The sequence below is a fragment of the Arthrobacter glycogeni genome (genome assembly GCF_054510815.1).
Window position 1 is genome coordinate 21370 of sequence record NZ_JBTNDV010000018.1, and the last position, 15501, is coordinate 36870.

At 60.2% G+C, this 15501-nt stretch carries 23 protein-coding genes and 1 pseudogene; all 24 read right to left on the reverse strand.

The window, feature by feature from the left end; all coding sequences use genetic code 11:
- Window positions 1-165: 165 nt before the first annotated feature.
- The 24 genes and pseudogenes from rplO to fusA all read right to left on the reverse strand — a co-directional run bounded on the left by rplO (window position 166) and on the right by fusA (window position 15489).
- Window positions 166-657, reverse strand: a complete 492-nt coding sequence (gene rplO, locus ACX80G_RS15915) for a 50S ribosomal protein L15 (protein WP_459308892.1) — start codon at window positions 655-657, stop codon at window positions 166-168.
- On the reverse strand, window positions 657-869 hold the full coding sequence (gene rpmD / locus ACX80G_RS15920; protein WP_459308894.1) for a 50S ribosomal protein L30: 213 nt from the start codon (window positions 867-869) through the stop codon (window positions 657-659). The genes rplO and rpmD overlap by 1 nt, the downstream gene beginning before the upstream one ends.
- The gene (gene rpsE / locus ACX80G_RS15925) at window positions 869-1591 is read right to left on the reverse strand and encodes a 30S ribosomal protein S5 (protein ID WP_459308895.1); all 723 of its coding nucleotides are present in this window, start codon (window positions 1589-1591) and stop codon (window positions 869-871) included. The genes rpmD and rpsE overlap by 1 nt, the downstream gene beginning before the upstream one ends.
- 29 nt (window positions 1592-1620) lie before the next feature.
- A complete protein-coding gene (gene rplR, locus ACX80G_RS15930) occupies window positions 1621-2004 on the reverse strand; it encodes a 50S ribosomal protein L18 (RefSeq protein ID WP_019481508.1) in 384 nt (127 codons plus the stop codon).
- 2 nt (window positions 2005-2006) lie between these two features.
- A complete protein-coding gene (gene rplF, locus ACX80G_RS15935) occupies window positions 2007-2543 on the reverse strand; it encodes a 50S ribosomal protein L6 (protein ID WP_459308896.1) in 537 nt (178 codons plus the stop codon).
- 24 nt (window positions 2544-2567) lie between these two features.
- The gene (gene rpsH / locus ACX80G_RS15940) at window positions 2568-2966 is read right to left on the reverse strand and encodes a 30S ribosomal protein S8 (protein WP_019481506.1); all 399 of its coding nucleotides are present in this window, start codon (window positions 2964-2966) and stop codon (window positions 2568-2570) included.
- A 99-nt stretch (window positions 2967-3065) separates the two neighbouring features.
- Window positions 3066-3641 carry a 50S ribosomal protein L5 gene (gene rplE / locus ACX80G_RS15945; protein ID WP_459308898.1) on the reverse strand — a complete coding sequence of 192 codons (576 nt, stop codon included), beginning with the start codon at window positions 3639-3641 and terminating at the stop codon, window positions 3066-3068.
- The gene (gene rplX, locus ACX80G_RS15950) at window positions 3641-4021 is read right to left on the reverse strand and encodes a 50S ribosomal protein L24 (protein WP_459308900.1); all 381 of its coding nucleotides are present in this window, start codon (window positions 4019-4021) and stop codon (window positions 3641-3643) included. The genes rplE and rplX overlap by 1 nt, the downstream gene beginning before the upstream one ends.
- A 3-nt stretch (window positions 4022-4024) precedes the next feature.
- Window positions 4025-4393, reverse strand: coding sequence for a 50S ribosomal protein L14 (gene rplN, locus ACX80G_RS15955; protein ID WP_019481503.1), 369 nt, complete (start codon window positions 4391-4393; stop codon window positions 4025-4027).
- Window positions 4394-4680: 287 nt separating this feature from the next.
- Window positions 4681-4974 carry a 30S ribosomal protein S17 gene (rpsQ, locus tag ACX80G_RS15960; protein ID WP_459308902.1) on the reverse strand — a complete coding sequence of 98 codons (294 nt, stop codon included), beginning with the start codon at window positions 4972-4974 and terminating at the stop codon, window positions 4681-4683.
- On the reverse strand, window positions 4971-5306 hold the full coding sequence (gene rpmC / locus ACX80G_RS15965) for a 50S ribosomal protein L29 (RefSeq protein WP_171618254.1): 336 nt from the start codon (window positions 5304-5306) through the stop codon (window positions 4971-4973). The genes rpsQ and rpmC overlap by 4 nt, the downstream gene beginning before the upstream one ends.
- A 2-nt stretch (window positions 5307-5308) precedes the next feature.
- On the reverse strand, window positions 5309-5725 hold the full coding sequence (gene rplP, locus ACX80G_RS15970; RefSeq protein ID WP_459308904.1) for a 50S ribosomal protein L16: 417 nt from the start codon (window positions 5723-5725) through the stop codon (window positions 5309-5311).
- Entirely contained in the window at window positions 5726-6583 is an 858-nt protein-coding gene (rpsC, locus tag ACX80G_RS15975; protein WP_459308905.1) for a 30S ribosomal protein S3, read from the reverse strand.
- On the reverse strand, window positions 6583-6948 hold the full coding sequence (rplV, locus tag ACX80G_RS15980; RefSeq protein WP_026553530.1) for a 50S ribosomal protein L22: 366 nt from the start codon (window positions 6946-6948) through the stop codon (window positions 6583-6585). Before rplV ends, rpsC begins: the two co-directional genes overlap by 1 nt.
- 39 nt (window positions 6949-6987) lie before the next feature.
- A complete protein-coding gene (rpsS, locus tag ACX80G_RS15985) occupies window positions 6988-7269 on the reverse strand; it encodes a 30S ribosomal protein S19 (RefSeq protein ID WP_019481497.1) in 282 nt (93 codons plus the stop codon).
- A 12-nt stretch (window positions 7270-7281) separates the two neighbouring features.
- Window positions 7282-8121, reverse strand: coding sequence for a 50S ribosomal protein L2 (rplB, locus tag ACX80G_RS15990; RefSeq protein ID WP_196840169.1), 840 nt, complete (start codon window positions 8119-8121; stop codon window positions 7282-7284).
- A gap of 31 nt (window positions 8122-8152) precedes the next feature.
- Entirely contained in the window at window positions 8153-8458 is a 306-nt protein-coding gene (rplW, locus tag ACX80G_RS15995) for a 50S ribosomal protein L23 (RefSeq protein WP_196840168.1), read from the reverse strand.
- Window positions 8455-9123, reverse strand: coding sequence for a 50S ribosomal protein L4 (gene rplD, locus ACX80G_RS16000; RefSeq protein WP_459308907.1), 669 nt, complete (start codon window positions 9121-9123; stop codon window positions 8455-8457). The genes rplW and rplD overlap by 4 nt, the downstream gene beginning before the upstream one ends.
- Window positions 9120-9776, reverse strand: coding sequence for a 50S ribosomal protein L3 (rplC, locus tag ACX80G_RS16005; RefSeq protein WP_459308908.1), 657 nt, complete (start codon window positions 9774-9776; stop codon window positions 9120-9122). The genes rplD and rplC overlap by 4 nt, the downstream gene beginning before the upstream one ends.
- A gap of 16 nt (window positions 9777-9792) precedes the next feature.
- Complete coding sequence (gene rpsJ / locus ACX80G_RS16010; protein WP_003803825.1) at window positions 9793-10101, reverse strand: 30S ribosomal protein S10; 309 nt, start codon at window positions 10099-10101, stop codon at window positions 9793-9795.
- Window positions 10102-10802: 701 nt separating this feature from the next.
- Window positions 10803-11201, reverse strand: coding sequence for a PDDEXK family nuclease (locus ACX80G_RS16015; RefSeq protein ID WP_459308952.1), 399 nt, complete (start codon window positions 11199-11201; stop codon window positions 10803-10805).
- A gap of 426 nt (window positions 11202-11627) precedes the next feature.
- Window positions 11628-11753, reverse strand: a pseudogene (locus ACX80G_RS16020) (hypothetical protein); the annotation flags it as partial.
- 280 nt (window positions 11754-12033) lie between these two features.
- Entirely contained in the window at window positions 12034-13224 is a 1191-nt protein-coding gene (gene tuf / locus ACX80G_RS16025; RefSeq protein WP_459308910.1) for an elongation factor Tu, read from the reverse strand.
- 150 nt (window positions 13225-13374) lie between these two features.
- Window positions 13375-15489: an elongation factor G gene (gene fusA / locus ACX80G_RS16030; RefSeq protein WP_459308912.1), complete on the reverse strand. Its 2115-nt coding sequence runs from the start codon at window positions 15487-15489 to the stop codon at window positions 13375-13377.
- Window positions 15490-15501: the final 12 nt, after the last annotated feature.

Below are 15501 nucleotides of genomic sequence, written 5' to 3' on the forward strand. Positions count from 1 at the left end.
GGCGGACAGATACACAACAACCGAGTCTAACGGTTGAAACCCGGTGCGTCGGACCCGGGGGCGGCTAGGTAAGCCTATGTGGCCGTAAAAAACTCTTGGCGGGCCGGAAAGTTCCAGCCCACCAAGAGTCTAGTTGCTGGATCGGGTAGATCACAGCGGCATTTTTTAGAGTCCGGTGACCGAACCGCCAGCTGCAGCGATCTTCTCTGCAGCACTGGCCGAATAGGCGTGGACCGTAACATCGACTTTAACGGTGATGTCACCGGTACCCAGCACCTTCACGGGCTGGTTCTTGCGAACCGCGCCGTAGGCTACCAGGCTGTCGACTGATACCTCGCCACCGTTCGGGTACAACTCCGAGATCTTGTCCAGGTTGACTACCTGGAACTCGACCCGGAACGGGTTCTTGAAGCCGCGCAGCTTAGGAAGGCGCATGTGCAGGGGAAGCTGTCCGCCTGCGAAGCCTGCCTTGACCTGGTAGCGGGCCTTGGTTCCCTTCATACCGCGTCCTGCGGTCTTACCCTTGGAGCCTTCGCCACGTCCCACGCGGGTCTTGGCGGTCTTCGCTCCGGGGGCGGGACGCAGGTGGTGGACCTTGAGTGCGTGAACGCGCTCGGTGCCAGTTGCTGTGGCTGTCGCCATTTCTTTCTCTGCCATTAGTTGGCCTCCTCAACCTTCACGAGGTGCGGAACCGTGTTGACCATGCCAACGGTGACGGCGTCGGCGGTACGGACAACAGTGTGTCCGATGCGCTTGAGACCGAGTGACCGCAGCGTGTCGCGCTGGTTCTGCTTGCCGCCAATGACGGACTTGATTTGGGTAATTTCAAGCTTCGCTGAGCTTGCTAACACGCGCTTGGGAGTTGCCATTACGCACCTGCCTTTTGTTCCTGCATTGCGCGCAGCATCGACGAGGAAGCAACCTGATCCAGTGGCAACCCGCGACGTGCCGCTACTGCCTGGGGCTCTTCCAGCCGCTTCAGCGCGTCAACGGTTGCGTGAACAATGTTGATGGCGTTCGAGGAGCCGAGTGATTTGGACAGGACGTCGTGGATGCCGACGCATTCCAGCACAGCACGCACCGGGCCGCCGGCGATAACGCCGGTACCTGGCGAGGCTGGTCGGAGCAGGACTACGCCTGCTGCCGCTTCGCCCTGAACCAGGTGAGGAACCGTGCCACCGATGCGTGGGACCTTGAAGAAGGACTTCTTGGCCTCTTCAACACCCTTGGCGATTGCTGACGGAACTTCCTTGGCCTTGCCGTAACCGACGCCGACCATGCCGTTACCGTCGCCAACGACAACCAGGGCGGTGAAGCTGAAGCGCCGACCACCCTTGACTACCTTTGACACGCGGTTGATAGCAACCACGCGCTCGACAAACTTGTCCTTGTCGTCGCGGCCGCCGTCGCGACCACCACGGCCACCGTCGCGACCGCCACGGCCACCGTCGCGACCGCCAGCACCGCCGGCGCCGCTGTTGCGGCCGCCACGTTCTCCGCGGGCACCGCCCTTGCGGTCGTCGGCTGCTGCCGTTGCGGTTGCGTCTGCGGCCGGAGCCGCAGCAGCGGGCTGTTCAGTACCTGTACTCAATTCAGGTTCCTTTGCATTGTTTTCCTCGGTCACAGTGCCAACCCACCTTCGCGGGCGCCATCTGCGATGGCGGCAATGCGGCCGTGGTACTTGTTACCGCCGCGGTCGAAGACAACAGCTTCGATGCCAGCAGCCTTGGCACGCTCCGCGACGAGGTTACCCACGCGCTTGGCCTTGGCGGTCTTGTCACCGTCGAAGGCACGGAGATCGGCTTCCAGGGTGGATGCCGAGGCAACCGTGACACCCAGCCCGTCGTCGACGACCTGAACGAACATGTGCCGTGCGGACCGGTTGACTACCAGACGCGGGCGAACCGCGGTTCCGGTGATGCGCTTGCGCACACGGAGGTGACGGCGTCCGCGCTGGGCGGACTTGCTCTTGGAGCTTCGCTTCTTGTTAATGCTGATAGCCATGATTATTTACCAGACTTTCCGACTTTACGGCGAACAACTTCGCCTGCGTAGCGCACGCCCTTGCCCTTATAGGGGTCCGGCTTCCGCAGCTTGCGGATGTTAGCGGCGACTTCGCCGACCTGCTGCTTGCTGATGCCGGAGACGGAAACCTTGGTTGGTCCCTCAACGGTCAGTGTGATGCCCTCCGGCGCCTTGACGGCTACCGGGTGGCTGAAGCCCAACGCGAACTCCAGATCGGAACCCTTGGCCTGCACACGGTAACCGGTGCCGACAATCTCAAGGTTCTTCTTGTATCCGTCGGTCACACCGATGATCATGTTGGAGATCAGGGTGCGGGTCAGGCCGTGAAGCGAACGCGACTCGCGCTCATCGTTGGGCCGTGAGACGGTCAGGGTGCTCTCGTCGAGGTCCACCAGGATCGGGCTAGGCACAGTGTGGCTCAGCTCGCCCTTGGCTCCCTTGACGGACACCAGGTTACCGGTGACTTTTACCTCAACACCCGCGGGAACGGAGATGGGGAGACGTCCAATACGTGACATGTGTTTACTCCTTCTCTGTTCCGGCTACCAGACGTAGGCGAGGACTTCCCCACCCACGCCCTTCTTGGATGCCTGGCGGTCTGTCAGCAGTCCTGAGGACGTGGACAGGATGGCGATACCGAGTCCGCCCAGCACGTGGGGCAGGTTGGTGGACTTCGCGTAAACGCGCAGCCCAGGCTTGGAGATGCGGCGGATGCCGGCGATTGAACGCTGGCGCTCGGGACCGAACTTGAGGTCGATGGTCAGCTTCTTGCCGACCTCCGCTTCCTCTTCCTTCCAGCCCGCAATGTAGCCTTCAGCCTTCAGGATGTCGGCGACGCGAGCTTTGAGTTTGCTATAAGGCATGCTCACGGTGTCGTGGTATGCGGAGTTTGCGTTGCGCAGACGTGTCAGCATGTCTGCCACAGGATCTGTCATTGTCATGTGGGCTCTTGCCCTTCCTCGTAACGGTTTCCGGGGCCCGGTTTAGGGTGTCGGACTTCCGTCCTGCCCTGCCCGGTACGGACCTGGAACGTAGTTAGATTAATCTTCGGATTTGAACGGGAAGCCGAGCGCTTTGAGCAGTGCGCGGCCTTCGTCGTCGGTCTTTGCTGTGGTGACAACGGTGATGTCCATGCCACGTACGCGGTCGATCTTGTCCTGGTCGATCTCATGGAACATTGACTGTTCGGTGAGGCCGAAGGTGTAGTTGCCGTTTCCGTCGAACTGGCGGCCGCTGAGGCCGCGGAAGTCACGGATACGGGGCAGAGCGAGCGAGACCAGACGGTCGACGAATTCCCACATGCGGTCGCCACGAAGTGTCGCGTGGCAGCCGATAGGCATTCCCTCGCGCAGTTTGAACTGTGCGATCGATTTGCGGGCCTTGGTGACCTGGGGCTTCTGGCCGGTGATTTGGGTCATGTCACGGACAGCGCCGTCGATAAGCTTCGAATCCTTGGCTGCATCTCCAACACCCATGTTCACCACAACCTTGACGAGGCGTGGAACCTGGTTGACGTTGGTGTAGCTGAATTCTTCCTGCAGACCAGACTTGATTTCGGCGGCGTAGCGTGTCTTCAGACGCGGGGAGATCTTCGTCTCTACGGCTTCGGTAGTCATTAGAGATCCTTCCCTGATGCCTTGGCGACGCGGATCCGGACCGTACGCTCTTTGCCGTCTTTCTCGACGGTATCGATGCGGTAGCCGACGCGGGTCGGCTTGTTGGTCTCGGGGTCAACCATTGCAACGTTGCTGATATGGATGGGTGCTTCGATGACCTCGATGCCACCGGTCTTGGAGCCGCGCTGCGACTGTCCCACCTTGGTGTGACGGGTCACGCGGTTGATTCCCTCGACAAGTACCCGGTTGTTTTCCCGGAATACCCGCAGAACCTTGCCCTGCTTGCCGCGGTCTCCGCCGCGTTCCTGCTTGGCGCCACTGATGACCTGGACCAGGTCACCCTTCTTGATCTTGAATTTCACTGTTTTATTCGCTCCCATGGATTAGAGCACCTCCGGCGCTAGCGAGATGATCTTCATGAAGCGCTTGTCGCGGAGTTCGCGACCTACGGGACCGAAGATACGCGTACCGCGTGGGTCGCCGTCTGTCTTCAAGATCACCGCAGCGTTCTCGTCGAACTTGATGTAGGAACCATCCGCGCGGCGGCGTTCCTTCTTGGTGCGGACGATTACCGCCTTGACGACGTCGCCCTTCTTGACATTGCCGCCGGGGATTGCATCCTTGACGGTGGCGACGATGACGTCACCGATGCCTGCGTAGCGGCGTCCAGATCCTCCGAGAACGCGGATGGTCAAGATTTCCTTGGCACCCGTGTTGTCGGCGACCTTAAGCCGCGACTCCTGCTGAATCACTTATTGCTCCTGTCGTCGCGCTGGTTCTCTCTACGAGCCTTGCGGAACGGATATGGGTTGGCCCCGTAATACTGGTCCTCAGCCTGCGCGGGCGCGAACACGCCACCGCAAAGAAGCTGAACAAGATTATCGGGCTTTTGTCTCAATCGCCGGTGTGGAAGTTCATACCGCTAACCCACCGAACAGACAAGATTTTTATCTTATCGCGAAAGCGCCCCGGACACGAAATCGCTTACGCGATGTCTCGTCCGGGGCGCAATCATCAACTGCAGGATCCCTGAAGGGGCCTACTTGGCGCGCTCGATGATCTCAACCAGGCGCCACCGCTTGGTAGCGGACAGTGGACGGGTCTCACTGATCAGCACGTGATCGCCGATGCCGGCGGTGTTCTGTTCGTCGTGGACCTTAACCTTGGTGCTGCGCCGAAGAACCTTGCCGTACAGCGCGTGCTTCACACGGTCTTCAACCTGCACCGTGATGGTCTTTTCCATCTTGTCCGAGACTACGTAGCCACGACGGGTCTTACGGTACCCGCGGGCGAGATCGTCCGACGTCGTTGCTTCACTCTTCTGTTCACTCACTTGGCGTCCTCCTTAGATGCCTCGGTGCCCGCATCCGGGGCGTCTTTGGTGGAGGCCTTCTTGGACTTCTTGGCCTTTTCAGGCTTTGCTTCCTCAACGGGAGCAACATAGTCAGGCCGAATGCCGAGCTCGCGCTCACGCATCACCGTGTACAGGCGTGCGATATCGCGCTTTACCGAGCGGAGACGCCCGTGGTTTTCCAACTGTCCGGTTGCGGACTGGAAGCGCAGGTTGAACAGCTCTTCCTTGCCCTTCCGGAGCTCCTCGACCAAGCGATCACGATCGAAGCCGTCCAGCTGCTCGGATGTCAGTTCCTTTGAACCAATAGCCATATCTACTCACCACCTTCACGACGCACAATGCGTGCCTTCAACGGCAGCTTGTGGATTGCTAGGCGCAGGGCTTCGCGGGCTACCTCTTCTGATACACCGGAGAGTTCAAAGAGAACCCGGCCCGGCTTGACGTTCGATACCCACCATTCAGGGGAACCCTTACCGGAACCCATACGGGTTTCTGCAGGCTTCTTGGTCAGTGGTCGGTCAGGATAAATGTTGATCCAGACCTTGCCGCCACGCTTGATGTGGCGGGTCATGGCAATACGTGCAGCTTCAATCTGACGGTTGGTGACGTATGCAGGAGTCAAAGCCTGGATACCCCATTCACCGAAGCTGACCTGCGTGCCACCGGTAGCAGCGCCGGAACGACCCGGGTGGTGCTGCTTACGGAACTTGACTCGACGTGGGATAAGCATTTAAGCCTGTCCTCCTTCCGCTGCTGCCGGAGCTGCAGCTTCAGCCGGTGCGGCAGTCGCCTGCGCCTCGGCGGGAGAGGAACCGGCCGGGTTACGACGACGACGGTCTGCACCGCGGTCACCGCCACGGTCAGCTCCTGCTGGTCCACGGCTCGGACGGTCGCTTCCGCCGCCACGTCCACGCGAAGGTGCTGCTGCGGCCTGGGCTGCGAGCTCCTTGGCGGTGATGTCGCCCTTGTAGATCCAGACCTTCACACCGATACGGCCGAAGGTGGTCTTGGCTTCGAAGAAACCGTAGTCGATGTTCGCGCGAAGGGTGTGCAGGGGCACACGGCCTTCACGGTAGAACTCGGAACGGCTCATTTCAGCGCCGCCCAGACGACCGGAGCACTGGACACGGATGCCCTTGGCGCCGGCGCGCTGTGCCGACTGCATGGCCTTCTTCATCGCGCGGCGGAACGCCACGCGTGAGGAGAGCTGCTCTGCAACGCCCTGGGCTACCAGCTGAGCTTCCATCTCGGGGTTCTTGACCTCAAGGATGTTCAGCTGAACCTGCTTGCCAGTTAGCTTCTCCAGTTCGCCGCGGATACGGTCTGCTTCGGCGCCGCGGCGACCGATGACGATACCGGGACGGGCCGTGTGGATATCCACGCGGACCCGGTCGCGGGTGCGCTCGATCTCAACCTTGGCGATACCGGCACGGTCCATGCCGGTGGCCATCAGCTGACGGATCTTGATGTCCTCGCGGACGTAGTCCTTGTACCGCTGACCGGGCTTGCTGCTGTCGGCGAACCAGTGCGAACGGTGGTCCGTGGTGATACCGAGCCTGAACCCATGCGGGTTTACTTTCTGTCCCACTAGCGGACCTGCGCTTTCTCAGGGGTGGCTACTACAACTGTGATGTGGCTAGTCCGCTTCAAAATGCGGAATGCACGGCCCTGGGCGCGCGGCCGGAACCGCTTCATCGTGGGGCCTTCATCAACAAATGCCTCGCTGATGAACAGGTTATCTTCGTCGAATGCGACGCCATCCCGGTCCGCGAGGACACGGGCGTTGGCGACCGCCGACTGTACTACCTTGAATACCGGCTCTGAAGCTGCCTGTGGGGCAAACTTCAGTATTGCCAGAGCCTCATTCGTCTGCTTGCCACGAACCAGGTTGACGACGCGCCGGGCCTTCATAGGCGTGACACGCGAAAAACGCGCAACTGCCTTGGCTTCCATTGCTTTCCTTCTCTCGTCTTCTGCCGCTTCGAGCAGCGCCTAGCGGCGCTTGCCCTTGCGGTCGTCCTTTACGTGGCCGCGGAAGGTCCGCGTCGCAGCGAATTCGCCGAGCTTATGCCCGACCATTGACTCTGTGACAAACACCGGGATGTGCTTGCGCCCGTCGTGCACGGCGATCGTGTGCCCCAGCATGTCGGGGATGATCATTGAGCGGCGGGACCACGTCTTAATGACGTTCTTGGTGCCCTTGTCGTTTTCACGAGCGACCTTCACAAAAAGGTGCTGATCGACGAAGGGGCCTTTCTTCAGGCTGCGTGGCATGTCTCCAGGCTCCTATCGCTTGTTCTTGCCGGAACGACGGCGACGCACAATCAGTGAGTCGCTCTCTTTGTTTTTGCGGCGGGTACGGCCTTCGGCCTTACCGTTCGGGTTCACCGGGTGACGGCCACCAGAGGTCTTACCTTCACCACCACCGTGTGGGTGATCAACCGGGTTCATGGCGACGCCACGAACGGTTGGGCGGACGCCCTTCCAGCGCATACGGCCGGCCTTGCCCCAGTTGATGTTGGACTGTTCTGCGTTTCCAACTTCACCGATGGTGGCCCGGCAGCGAACATCCACATTGCGGATTTCACCGGAAGGAAGGCGGAGCTGCGCGAAGCGGCCCTCTTTGGCAACCAGCTGGACTGACGCACCGGCCGAGCGAGCCATTTTGGCCCCGCCGCCTGGACGCAGTTCCACGGCGTGGATGACGGTACCAACCGGGATGTTGCGCAGTGGCAGGTTGTTGCCTGGCTTGATGTCAGCGCCAGCGCCGGCTTCCACCGTGTCGCCCTGCTTCAGGCGGTTGGGTGCAACGATATAGCGCTTGGTGCCGTCAACGTAGTGGAGGAGCGCAATGCGAGCCGTGCGGTTGGGATCGTATTCGATCTCAGCCACACGTGCGTTGACGCCGTCCTTGTCGTGGCGACGGAAGTCAATCAGGCGGTACTGGCGCTTGTGGCCACCACCCTTGTGACGGGTCGTGATCCGACCGGTGTTGTTACGACCACCCTTTTTAGGGAGGGGACGCACCAGTGATTTTTCCGGAGTGGACCGAGTGATTTCTGCGAAGTCAGCAACGCTCGAGCCGCGACGGCCGGGTGTTGTTGGCTTGTACTTGAGAATAGCCATGTGTCATTTCCTCGTTAAAGTGGTCTCCGCCCTAAGAGAGCGGACCGCCGAAGATGTCGATCGTTCCTTCTTTGAGGGTCACGATGGCACGCTTGGTAGCCTTCCGCTGACCCCAGCCGAAGCGGGTGCGCTTGCGCTTGCCCGAACGATTGAGAGTGTTGATCGAGTCGACCTTGACGGAGAAAATCTTCTCCACGGCCAGCTTGATCTCTGTCTTGTTTGAGCGCGGGTCGACCAGGAAGGTGTACTTACCTTCGTCAATCAGGCCATAGCTCTTTTCCGAAACGACCGGCGCAAGGACGACGTCGCGGGGATCTTTGGAGATGGTCGCGCTCACTTGGCGTCCTCCGTAGCTGTTGTGCTCTCGTCAGCATCTACGGTCGTGTCGGTTGAACCGACGAACGTATCGTAAGCGGCCTTCGTGAAGATCACGTCGTCGGAAACCAGCACGTCATAGGTGTTGAGCTGGTCAACGTAGAGGACGTGTACTTCCGGGACGTTCCGCACGGACAGAGCCGTGAGATCGTTGGCGCGCTCAATAACGATGAGCAGGTGTGGACGCTCCGAGATGCTGCGAAGCGCGTCGATTGCGCCCTTGGTGGACGGCTTGTCGCCGGATACCAGGGACTCGAGGACGTGGATACGGCCGTTACGCGCGCGGTCGGAGAGGGCACCGCGCAAAGCGGCAGCCTTCATCTTCTTGGGGGTGCGCTGGCTGTAGTCGCGTGGGGTGGGTCCATGGACGACGCCGCCACCGGTCATGTGAGGAGCACGGATCGAACCCTGACGGGCGCGACCTGTTCCCTTCTGCTTGAACGGCTTGCGGCCTGCTCCGGATACCTCTGCACGGGTCTTCGTCTTGTGCGTACCCTGGCGGGCCGCTGCAAGCTGTGCGACGACGACCTGGTGCAGCAAGGGCACGTTGGTCTGCGTGTCGAAGATCTCTGCGGGGAGATCGACCTTTACTGTGTTGACAGCTGAGTTGGTGACCATTCTGGTCATGCTCCCTTCACGGCGGTACGTACGAGGACGACCTGGCCGCGGGCGCCGGGGACGGCACCCTTGATCAGCAGCAGCGACTTCTCGGCATCCACACCGTGAACCGTGAGATTCAGAGTGGTCTGACGAACGGCACCCATACGGCCTGCCATTTTCATACCCTTGAAGACGCGGCTAGGGGTGGACGCGCCACCGATCGAGCCGGGCTTGCGGTGGTTCTTGTGGGCACCGTGAGATGCGCCAACGCCATGGAAGCCGTGACGCTTCATGACACCGGCAAAGCCCTTACCCTTGGTGGTCCCGATGACGTCGACCTTTTGGCCGGCTTCGAAGATCTCGACAGAGAGCTCCTGGCCCAGCGAGTAGGTGTCAGCATCGGAGGTACGCAGCTCCACTACGTGGCGGCGCGGCGTGACGCCGGCCTTTCCGAAGTGACCGGCCAGAGGCTTGGTCACCTTGCGGGGGTCGATCTGGCCGAAGCCGATCTGGACGGCAGTGTAGCCATCCTGGCCCGCTGAGCGGAGCTGGGTAATGACATTGGAGTCGGCCTGGACGACGGTAACCGGCACCAGCAGGTTGTTTTCGTCCCAGACCTGGGTCATGCCGAGCTTGGTGCCCAGGAGACCTTTGACCTGACGCGTAAGTGAAGTAGACATTATGATCCGCTCTCCCTTACAGCTTGATTTCGATGTTCACGTCCGCAGGCAGGTCGAGACGCATCAGCGAATCAACGGCCTTGGGCGTGGGGTCAATGATGTCGATCAGACGCTTGTGAGTACGCATTTCGAAGTGCTCGCGGCTGTCCTTGTACTTGTGCGGTGAGCGGATAACGCAATACACGTTCTTCTCCGTCGGCAGTGGCACTGGGCCAACGACCGTAGCGCCTGCGCGCGTCACCGTCTCAACGATCTTCCGTGCTGATACGTCAATGACCTCGTGGTCATACGACTTCAGCCGGATGCGGATTTTTTGTCCCGCCATGGCGTCTCGACTCTCTCTCTCAAGAATTCTTGAATATCTGTCAGTTCCTGCACGTGCTGCGCCTGTTGCATTGGCGCTCCTCCCACAAACTGAATCCGGAGGTTTCCGGGTTCCTCACCCTGTGGAGGTTCCGACCCCCGCGCTCGGGCGTGTCGCGGATTCTTCGCAAACTAATCCTCAGAATGCTTCCACGTTTCCAGCCGAGCTGAATAAGGGGGGTAGCTATATTTGGGCTAACCGCCCGGTGAACACCGACCCTGCATCAGGCATTATCCTGACCGGGACAGTATCTCAAACCGCGCGCACAAGCGCTTGAACAACTTGTCCAGTTTGCCAGATATCAGGGCAGAAGGCGAATCAGGGTTCCGACACGCCCCGAGCGGGTGAACCTTGCTCGCGGCCTGTCTCGGGACCGCCTTCCCAGAAGAGTGGCACACCCGCAGGATCGTGGTCGCGCAACCACTCCCCTGCACCTCCACCACTCTCCTGAACCTACTGTGTCTTCCCCAATTTCGGTGCCTCCCCCCACATTCCAGCGAGCGGGCCAGCGCCGGGGCCCTGCGACTGGGCCCTCGCCGGCTGGCTACTTCCGCACCTCTTTCCAGCGGGCGGGCTCCGAAACGGCAAACGCGGCACATATAGTAGAGGCGTTTGCCGATTTCTGCTGCGTTAGCCGGATTCAGCAGCGCTGGCCGCGGGGCCTACGGCCTCCCCTTGACCGGAGGACCGGCTTTCAACCCCTTGGCGACAAGCAAAGAGAGCAGCCGCTCCGGCTTGTAGACGTCCTCCCAGATCCAACGCACCACCGTGAATCCCAGCGCCCGCAAACGATCCTCGCGGATCTTCTCGTCGACCACCACCTGGCTGGCACTACGGCCACCCATGTACTCGGGCTTCTGGTACTTCACCAGGCCGTCAAACTCGCCGATCAGTCTCTGCTCCCGCCAATAGAAGTCGGTCTGGGCGACGAAGCCACGTGCATCGGTGAACCTTGTCTGAAGCTCCGGCGGCTCTATACCCCATAGCCCCATCTGGGCCCGGCTGGCGGATTCACCCGGCGAGCCCGATACCGGATCGCTAAAGGCCAGCACCTTGTCCATTCGTTTTCGCGATGCCGCCGACCCGAAACGTTCTGTGGCTGTTCGAAGCCGGGCTGCATCAGTTCTGTTTCGCCGGAGTGAATCATCCAGCGCGACGACGGCGCTGGCAAAAGTCGACTCGGTGGCCAGAGCTAGAAGCGTGTAGTCCAAGGAGGTCACACGCAGACCATCCAGCCGTACCTTGGCCGGCGTATAACCTTCAGTGAAATGACGCCGAATGTCCTTCCGTGACCTGTCGGACCGCCGACCCTCCTGTTGTGTGTGCACACGCAGAGGAACACCCAGGATCGGAATTGAGTGCAGCACGGCTGCGCTCTCATGGGAGAAAAGAGGGGACCGCTGGGCGCTGAGGTTGACTGCCAAAACCAGGACCCGGTATCGATCCCAGCGATTCAGGACCTGCCACTGTCCCGCGTTGATGTAGACACCCTGCCTCACCCTCACCAGGGTTCCGGCACGGCACTGCCGTTGCAGTGCAGTGGGGTCTACGCCTTGAAGCGCCAATTCAGCCGAAGTCCTCAAGTGGTGCCGCAGTTCCAATAGTCGACCCATACCCCCGAGTCTCGCGGTTCGGCACCAGGCCGGGAGCCGACGTCGTCGTTATGTTGACAACATTCCCCCGCCAGGGGCCCCAGCCCTCGGCTCCCGCTGCCGAAAACCTCCCGCGCAGTACTATTCAGCAAACGCAGCAGTTATGGGTGGGGCGCCTTCAGGTTTCGGGGGCGTTTGCCCAAATGTGCTGCGCCAACGCATAGGTACCCCTGGAAACCCGGGCAAAGGAAAGGCCCCACTGCGACTGCAGCGGGGCCTTTCCTCAGTGACTCGTGAAGAGTTACTTGATGATCTTGGTAACGCGTCCTGAGCCTACGGTCCGGCCGCCTTCACGGATAGCGAAGCCGAGGCCCTCTTCCATAGCGATCGGCTGGATGAGCGCAACGGTCATCTCAGTGTTATCGCCAGGCATAACCATCTCAGTACCCTCGGGAAGGGTGATGACACCGGTTACGTCAGTTGTACGGAAGTAGAACTGAGGACGGTAGTTGGAGTAGAACGGGTTGTGACGCCCGCCCTCATCCTTTGCCAGGATGTAGACGTTGGCATCGAAATCGGTGTGCGGGGTGATTGAACCCGGCTTGACGATAACCTGTCCACGCTCTACATCTTCGCGCTTGATTCCGCGGAGCAGGAGACCACAGTTCTCGCCCGCCCATGCTTCGTCGAGCTGCTTGTGGAACATCTCGATACCGGTGACGGTGGTCTTCTGGATCGGACGGATACCGACAATCTCGATTTCCGAGTTGATCTTCAGGGTTCCACGCTCGGCGCGGCCCGTGACAACCGTGCCACGGCCGGTGATGGTGAAGACGTCTTCAACAGGCATCAGGAACGGCTTGTCCTTATCGCGGATTGGATCCGGGACGCTGTTGTCGACTGCATCCATCAGTTCCTCAACGGACTTGACCCATTCGGGGTCGCCTTCGAGCGCCTTCAGGCCGGAGACGCGCACCACTGGTGCCTCGTCGCCGTCGAAGCCCTGCGCGCTGAGCAGCTCGCGGACCTCCATCTCGACGAGGTCAAGCAGTTCCTCGTCGTCGACCATGTCGGACTTGTTCAGCGCCACCAGCAGGTAGGGGACGCCAACCTGGCGGGCAAGCAGAACGTGCTCGCGGGTCTGTGCCATCGGGCCATCGGTCGCAGCAACCACGAGGATTGCTCCGTCCATCTGCGCAGCACCGGTGATCATGTTCTTGATGTAGTCAGCGTGGCCGGGAGCGTCTACGTGTGCGTAGTGACGCTTCTCGGTCTGGTACTCAACATGCGAGATATTGATGGTGATGCCGCGCTGCTTCTCCTCGGGAGCCGAGTCGATGGACGCGAAGTCGCGTGCCTCGTTGAGAGTGGGGTACTTGTCGTAAAGTACCTTCGAAATGGCAGCCGTCAACGTCGTCTTTCCATGGTCAACGTGACCGATGGTGCCGATGTTAACGTGCGGCTTAGTCCGCTCGAACTTTGCCTTCGCCACGGGTTCCTCCTAGAACGTTTGAGAAGATTTGCTTCCCAGCCGCGCTCTTCGCGGCTGAAACTGTTGCAAGTCTACTGGGGGCTTCTACTTTGATGAAATTACTGCATGCCGCCGGAGCCGGGTGGCTCCGTTGGCGGATCTACGTTTGGGCTATTCGCCGCGAGTCTTCTGGATGATTTCGTCGGCTACAGCCTTCGGAACCTCCGAGTAGCTGTCAAACTTCATCGAGTACACGGCACGTCCCTGGGTCTTCGACCGCAGGTCACCGATGTATCCGAACATGCCCGACAGTGGAACCATGGCCTTGATGACCTTGACACCACTTGCGTCCTCCATGGACTGCATCTGGCCACGACGGGAGTTGAGGTCACCGATTACTTCACCCATGTATTCCTCAGGGGTGCGGACTTCAACTTCCATCAATGGTTCGAGGAGGACAGGATTAGCCATCCGCGCGGCTTCCTTGAATGCCATCCGGCCGGCAATCTTGAACGCCATTTCGGATGAGTCAACATCGTGGTAGGCGCCGTCGAGCAGCATAGCCTTGATGCCGACTACCGGGTAACCGGCAAGCACGCCATCGTTGAGGGCATCCTGGATGCCCGCATCGACACTCGGAATGTATTCGCGCGGGATACGTCCACCGGTGACTTTGTTGTCGAACGTGTACAGTACCCCGTCTTCAACTTCCATCGGCTCAATGGCGATCTGGATCTTCGCGAACTGACCCGATCCACCCGTCTGCTTCTTGTGGGTGTAATCGTGCTTGGGAACTGCGCGCTTGATCGTTTCACGGTAGGCAACCTGGGGCTTGCCCACGTTTGCCTCCACACGAAACTCACGGCGCATCCGGTCCACCAGAATGTCCAGGTGGAGCTCGCCCATGCCAGCGATGATGGTCTGACCGGTGTCCACGTTGAGGGAGACCTGGAAAGTCGGGTCCTCAGCGGAGAGCTTCTGGATAGCCGTTGAAAGCTTCTCCTGGTCACCCTTGGTCTTGGGTTCAATCGCGACCGAAATCACTGGGTCAGGAAAACTCATCGACTCGAGAACAATCTGTTTGGCACTATCCGACAATGTATCGCCGGTAGTAGTGTCCTTCAGACCGATCGCTGCGTAGATGTGACCCGCAAGGGCTTCCTCCACCGGGATTTCCTTGTTGGCGTGCATCTGGAACAGCTTGCCGATGCGCTCCTTCTTGTTCTTCGTGGAGTTGGTCACCTGCGTTCCAGCGGAAATCTGGCCGGAGTACACCCGAATGAATGTCAGTTGCCCGAAGAATGGGTGAGTCGCCACCTTGAACGCCAGAGCGGAAAACGGCTCTTCGGTGCTCGGCTTGCGAGTCAACTCGATTTCCTCGTCCCGGGGATCGTGACCGATCATCGGGGGAACATCCAGTGGGTTCGGGAGGTAGTCGACGACGGCGTCAAGCATCGGCTGGACGCCGCGGTTCTTGAACGCCGAGCCACAGAGCACAGGATAGATTTCCGAAGCAATGGTCAGCTTACGGATTCCAGCCTTGATCTCCGCAGTGGAGGGCTCTTCGCCGGCAAGGTACTTCTCCATGAGCTCGTCGTCGGCTTCAGCAACGGCTTCGAGCAGGCGTGCCCGGTAGTCGTTTGCCTTCTCCACGAGGTCGGCAGGGATCTCTTCGATCTCATACTTGGCACCCATGGTGACGTCACCCTTGGAGTCGCCGCGCCAGGTCAGCGCACGCATCTCGACCAGGTCGACGACGCCCTCAAAGTCGTTCTCCGCACCGATAGGCAACTGGATAACCAGCGGCTTGGCGCCGAGACGGCTGATGATGGTATCGACGGTGAAGTAGAAGTCGGCGCCCAGCTTGTCCATCTTGTTGACGAAGCAGATGCGGGGAACTTCATACTTGTCGGCCTGGCGCCAGACGGTCTCGGACTGCGGTTCTACGCCTTCCTTGCCATCGAACACCGCTACTGCACCGTCGAGGACGCGCAGTGAGCGCTCAACCTCCACGGTGAAGTCGACGTGGCCGGGGGTGTCGATGATGTTGATCTGGTTGTTGTTCCAGAAGCAAGTCACAGCGGCACTCGTGATGGTGATGCCGCGTTCCTTTTCCTGCTCCATCCAGTCGGTCGTGGAGGCGCCGTCGTGCGTCTCACCGATCTTGTGGTTGACACCCGTGTAGAACAGGATGCGCTCGGTAGTAGTGGTCTTGCCAGCATCGATGTGGGCCATGATGCCGATATTGCGGACCTTGTTGAGGTCGGTAAGCACGTCCTGTGCCACGGTGTCTCCCTA